Source organism: Nocardioides sp. (assembly GCF_030655615.1).
Lineage (GTDB): Bacteria > Actinomycetota > Actinomycetes > Propionibacteriales > Nocardioidaceae > Nocardioides.
Genome location: NZ_JAURVJ010000102.1, coordinates 1 through 5,575, shown reverse-complemented (window position 1 = coordinate 5,575; position 5,575 = coordinate 1). Strand labels below are relative to the sequence as shown.

6 protein-coding genes and 1 pseudogene are annotated in these 5,575 nt (G+C 70.9%); all 7 read left to right on the top strand.

Translation table 11 applies throughout. From position 1 onward, the window contains the following. Nucleotides 1-1,887 (top strand): multifunctional oxoglutarate decarboxylase/oxoglutarate dehydrogenase thiamine pyrophosphate-binding subunit/dihydrolipoyllysine-residue succinyltransferase subunit (locus Q7T52_RS08365; RefSeq protein WP_304801327.1); only part of this gene is annotated, 1,887 nt, incomplete at its 5' end. A gap of 3 nt (nucleotides 1,888-1,890) precedes the next feature. Continuing rightward, a complete protein-coding gene (locus Q7T52_RS08360; RefSeq protein ID WP_304801326.1) occupies nucleotides 1,891-2,067 on the top strand; it encodes a DUF6104 family protein in 177 nt (58 codons plus the stop codon). Between the two features lie 49 nt (nucleotides 2,068-2,116). Then, nucleotides 2,117-2,524, top strand: a complete 408-nt coding sequence (locus Q7T52_RS08355; RefSeq protein ID WP_304801325.1) for a VOC family protein — start codon at nucleotides 2,117-2,119, stop codon at nucleotides 2,522-2,524. A 78-nt stretch (nucleotides 2,525-2,602) separates the two neighbouring features. Then, nucleotides 2,603-3,259, top strand: a complete 657-nt coding sequence (locus tag Q7T52_RS08350) for a thymidine kinase (protein WP_304801323.1) — start codon at nucleotides 2,603-2,605, stop codon at nucleotides 3,257-3,259. Nucleotides 3,260-3,448: 189 nt separating this feature from the next. Continuing rightward, nucleotides 3,449-4,063 carry a hypothetical protein gene (locus tag Q7T52_RS08345; protein WP_304801321.1) on the top strand — a complete coding sequence of 205 codons (615 nt, stop codon included), beginning with the start codon at nucleotides 3,449-3,451 and terminating at the stop codon, nucleotides 4,061-4,063. 79 nt (nucleotides 4,064-4,142) lie between these two features. Then, the gene (locus tag Q7T52_RS08340) at nucleotides 4,143-5,012 is read left to right on the top strand and encodes a hypothetical protein (protein WP_304801319.1); all 870 of its coding nucleotides are present in this window, start codon (nucleotides 4,143-4,145) and stop codon (nucleotides 5,010-5,012) included. Nucleotides 5,013-5,172: 160 nt separating this feature from the next. Further along, nucleotides 5,173-5,575, top strand: a pseudogene (locus tag Q7T52_RS08335) (hypothetical protein); the annotation flags it as partial.

The window sequence follows — 5,575 nt, the reverse complement described above, 5'->3', positions numbered from 1 at the left end:
GGCGCCGACGGCGAGTTCCTCTCCGACTCCGGCGACGCCATCAAGGTCTCGGTCGCGGCCAACCCCTCGCACCTCGAGGCGGTCGACCCGGTGCTCGAGGGCATCGCGCGGGCCAAGCAGGACGTGCTGAACCAGGGCGAGAAGTTCCCGGTGATGCCGCTGCTCGTGCACGGTGACGCCGCGTTCGCCGGCCAGGGCGTGGTCGCCGAGACGCTCAACCTCTCCCAGCTGCGCGGCTACCGCACCGGCGGCACGATCCATCTCGTCGTCAACAACCAGGTCGGGTTCACCACCTCCCCCGGCTCCTCGCGCTCCTCGCTCTACTGCACCGACGTCGCGCGGATGGTGCAGGCGCCGATCTTCCACGTCAACGGCGACGACCCCGAGGCCTGCATCCGGGTCGCCCGGCTGGCCTTCGAGTACCGCCAGGCCTTCAACAAGGACGTCGTCATCGACCTCGTCTGCTACCGCCGCCGCGGCCACAACGAGGGCGACGACCCGTCCTACACGCAGCCGCTGATGTATGACCTCATCGAGCAGAAGCGCTCGGTCCGCAAGCTCTACACCGAGTCCCTGATCGGTCGTGGCGACATCACGATCGAGGAGGCCGAGCAGGTGCTGGCCGACTACCAGCAGCAGCTCGAGCGGGTCTTCACCGAGGTGAAGGAGGCGACGTCGCAGCCCAAGGAGTGGACGACCGTCCCCGACTACCCGGACAAGCCGGCCGCCGAGACCCGTACGTCGATCCCGTTCGAGTGCCTCAAGCGGATCGCCGACGCCTACGTCACCCCGCCCGATGGCTTCACCGTCCACCCCAAGGTCATGCCGCAGCTGCAGCGGCGCGCCAACGCGATCACCGACGGCCCCATCGACTGGGGCACCGGCGAGATCCTCGCCCTCGGCTCGCTGCTGATGGACGGCCGCCCGGTGCGCCTGGCCGGACAGGACTCGCGGCGCGGCACCTTCGTCTCGCGGTTCGCGACGATCATCGACCGCAAGAACGCCGACGAGTGGACGCCGCTGTCCTCGCTCACCGAGGACCAGGGCAAGTTCTACGTCTACGACTCGTTGCTGTCCGAGTACGCCGCCCTCGGCTTCGAGTACGGCTACTCCGTGGCGCGTCCCGAGGCGCTGACCCTCTGGGAGGCCCAGTTCGGCGACTTCGTCAACGGCGCCCAGACGGTCATCGACGAGTTCATCTCCTCCGGAGAGACCAAGTGGCGCCAGCAGTCCGGCGTCGTCCTGCTGCTCCCCCACGGCTACGAGGGCCAGGGACCCGACCACTCGTCCGCCCGGATCGAGCGGTTCCTGCAGATGGCCGCCGACGAGGCGTTCGTCGTCGCCCAGCCGTCGACCCCGGCGTCCTACTTCCACCTGCTGCGGCAGCAGTCGCTCGGCGAGGCGCACCGCCCGCTGATCGTCTTCACGCCCAAGTCGATGCTCAAGCGCAAGGAGGCGGCCTCGCAGCCGTCCGACTTCACCGAGGGCACCTTCCGGCCGTTCATCCGTGACGAGGCCGCCGACCAGGACCAGGTCGACACCCTGCTGCTCTGCTCGGGCCGGATCACCTGGGACCTGATGGTCGAGCGCGCCAAGCGCGACGACGGCGGCCGCTTCGCGATCGCCCGCGTCGAGCAGCTCTACCCGCGGCCCGCCGACGACATCAAGGCCGAGATCGCCCGCTACCCCCACCTCAAGACGGTGCGTTGGGTGCAGGACGAGCCCGCCAACATGGGCCCGTGGTCGCACTACGCGATGAACCTCTGGAACGACGTCGACGCGACGGTCGAGCCGGTCACCCGTGAGCAGTCCTCCTCGCCCTCGGTCGGCACGGTCAAGCGCCACCTGGCCGAGCAGAAGGAGCTCATCGGCCGGGCGTTCAGCTAGGCGATGTACTTCACCGATCGCGGCATCGAGGAGCTCGACAAGCGCCGGGGTGACGAGGAGGTCACCCTGGCGTGGGTCGCCGAGCAGCTCCAGGGCTTCGTCGACGCCCACCCCGAGTTCGAGACGCCCGTCGAGCGCTTCGCCACGTGGCTCGCCCGTCTCGACGACCCGGAGGACTGAGGTCCGGCCCGACCGACGAGTCCGTGCGGTCGGCCCGGTCTGTCCTTGCATGCTCGCCGAGACCGTCGTCCTCGCCCTGCCCACCACCGACCGGGTCCGCGCCCACGCCTACTGGGGCGCCGCCGGTCTCGGTCTCGACACACCCGGCGACCCGGCGGACGACGGCGTGCCGGAGCCTCTCCGGGTCGTCCTGAACCCCGGTCTCACCCTGGTGCTGGTCCCGACCGACGGTTTCCGATGGGTCGTGGCCGGCCGCGACGTGGCGGAGGCGGACGTCGTCGAGTGCCAGCTCAGCGTCGCCGTCGACTCCCCCGCCGAGGTCGACGCCCTCGTCGAGCGCGCACGCGCCGCCGGCGCGGAGGTGGCCGCCGAGCCGGAGCAGCAGCCGTGGGGCTACGCCGCCACCGTCGCCGACCCCGACGGCCACCTGATGACGGTGCTGGTGCCCGCGCCCTGACGTCGCGCGTCAGGGGTACGTGGGGGTCCGAGACCGGCCGGTGGTGCAGGGCCCCCGTCGCCAGGGAACAATGGGCCCGTGGCTGAACTGCACTTCTTCACCGGCACGATGGACTCCGGCAAGAGCACCCTCGCCCTGCAGACCAACCACAACCACGCGGCGCGGGGTCGCCAGGGCCGGATCTTCACCGCCCACGACCGGGCGGGCGAGGCGATCCTGTCGAGCCGGCTGGGCCTGACCCACGAGGCGATCGAGGTGCCGCCCGACTTCGACTTCTGGCGCTACGTGGTCGACTCGCTGACCCAGGGCGCCCGGATCGACTACATCGTCTGCGACGAGGCCCAGTTCTACACCGCGTCGCAGATCGACCAACTGGCCAAGGTCGTCGACGAGCTGCAGATCGACGTCTTCGCGTTCGGGATCCTCACCGACTTCAAGACCGACCTCTTCGCCGGCAGCCGTCGTCTCGTCGAGCTCTGCGACCGGATGCACGTCCTGCAGGTCGAGGCCCTGTGCTGGTGCGGCAAGCGCGCAACCCACAACGCGCGCACCGAGGACGGCGTCATGGTGGTCGAGGGCGAGGTGATCGTCGTCGGTGACGTCGACGACGCCCCCGGCGGGCCGCCGGCCGAGGTCGCCTACGAGGTCCTCTGCCGCCAGCACCACCGGCGGCGGCTCACCGCGGCCCGGGCCCAGGCGGTCAGCCTGGCCCCCGAGCCGCTGCCGTTCGGCTAGACCGGGTCGGGAGTCGTCCCGGACACGCCCGGCGCCGGATCGACGAATTCGGCCCTCCGACCATGCCCCCCGGCGTATGGTCCGCCAGAACGGAGCAGATAATCGGGCAAGTCCGTCACCGCGCGGCACGTGGGAGCGGCCCTCACGGGCCGGTGCCGGAGCGGTGGCACCACAGGGGGAGTCTTCGTCATGGCACGTCGCAGCGTCAGGTCCATCGGGATCCTCGGCACGGCCGCGGTGGTCGGCACGTTCCTCGTGCCCGCGTCCACCGCGCACGCGGAACCGGCGCCACGCCCGGCCATCAGCCACACCACCCAGGGCGACGGGACGGCGTACGCCCGGGCGACGGCCTCGACCGGCGGCCGGCTCCGGGTGGTCACCCAGGCGCGGGGCGCCGGCGGCGCGCGACCACGCCCGACCGTCGCCCGGGCGGTCGCCTCGATCACCGAGAACGTCAGGGTCGAGGGTGGCACCTACCGGATCAGGCTGACCTACGTCGGGATCTCGAGCACGCGCAAGGCCGTCGGTCCCGACGTGCTGGCCACCCTGCGGCGCCGCTCGACGGTCGACTTCGTGGCGGCCTCGGGTGGCGGGAGCAGCAGCGGGGTCCGGAGGATCCAGTCCCTCCCCCGGCGCGGCTCCGCCACCACCGTGCTGATGCTCGACGTCGGTCCCGGCACGAGCGGGCGGCTCGTCGTCCGGGCCGAGCTCTACGCCCGGTCGGCCGCCGACCGCTACCGTGACCGCGCCGTGGCGCGGGCGACGGTCAGGGACGTCCGGGTCGAGGTCACGCCGGTCTCCTGACCGGCCACGTCGCTAACGACGGCTTCCATAGTCCGATCGGGTCTTGTTGCGCGCAGGGGGCGCGAGCAGCATCCGACCCATGACCCCACGCCACCTCACCCGTCACCTGACGTTCGCCAACACCTGCTCGCTGCTCGCCCTCCTCGTCGCCACCGGCACCGGGACGGCGTACGCCGCCAACACCGTCCGGTCCCAGGACATCGTCAACGGACAGGTCAAGACCGCTGACCTCGGCGGCAACGCCGTGACCTCGGCCAAGATCAAGAACGGTGGGGTGGGCCTGGCCGACCTCGTCGCGAGCTCGGTCGACTCGAGCCGGATCAAGAACGGCTCCGTCACCGGCACCGACATCGCCGACGGCAGCGTCGGCGCGGTCGACATCCTGGCGTCCTCGATCACGGCGACCCAGATCGCCGACGACACGATCACCGCCGAGGAGCTCGGCACGGGGTCGGTGCGCTCGGCCGAGGTCGGCCTGAACGCGCTCACGGCCGAGGACCTGGCGACCGACTCGGTGGGGGCGAACGAGATCGCCGACGACGTCGTCGACGGCGGCGAGATCGTCGACAACTCGCTCACCGCCAACGATCTGGCGAGCGGCGCGGTCACGGGCTCGGAGCTCGCGAACAACACGGTCGTCGGCGACAAGGTGGCCAACGGCAGTCTCACGTTCGCCGACCTCGCGAGCGGCGGCAGCTCCGGCCTCGTCGGCATCTCGGCCAACAACGTGGCCAACGGCCGGTGCGAGCAGAAGAGCGTCGGCATCGCAGGCGCCGAGGTCGGCGACGCGGTCGTGTTCTCGGTGCGCGGCCCGGTGCAGGAAGGCGTCTTCTTCTACGGCACCCAGGTCACCGCCCCAAACACCGCCCTCTTCCAGCTGTGCAACCTCAGCGGCGGCCCCATGCTCGCCATCAACGACCTGCCGGTGCGGATCCTGACCTTCCACTGACACCCCCGGGCCACCGCGCACCCCACGTCACGGTGATCGAGCCAACGGGCCGGCTACGGCCTGGCGCGTCGAGATCCCCGCAGCCGGTACGCCCAGGCCGACACCGTGGCCGCCTCGAACGCATCATCGAATTGTCGGTGGTGACCTCTAGAATCAGACCATGACCAGCACCCACCGGACCACCCGCACCTCGAGCAGCGACCCGCTGCTCGAGTCGGTCCGAGGCGCCTGCGCCGACATCAGCCGCGACGAGGTCAACAAGCTCAACGCCGTCCTCGACTGGGCCGCCGCTCACACCGCTGGCGACACCGAAGCAGCCCAGCTTCATGACTGGAACGACGAACCACCTTTGCAGCTCGCCGGCGTCGGGGCACCCGTCGTCGCCGAGTACGCCGCCCTCGACCTCGCCCTGTCGATCGGCCGCACCAGCGACAGCGGCTTGGCCTACCTGGGCAAGGCGTTGGAGCTGCGCTACAGGTTGCCGCGGATCTACGCCCGCGTGGTCAGGCTCGAGATCCCCGTGTGGCTCGCCTTCCGCGTCGCCGACCAGACCCGGCCACTTC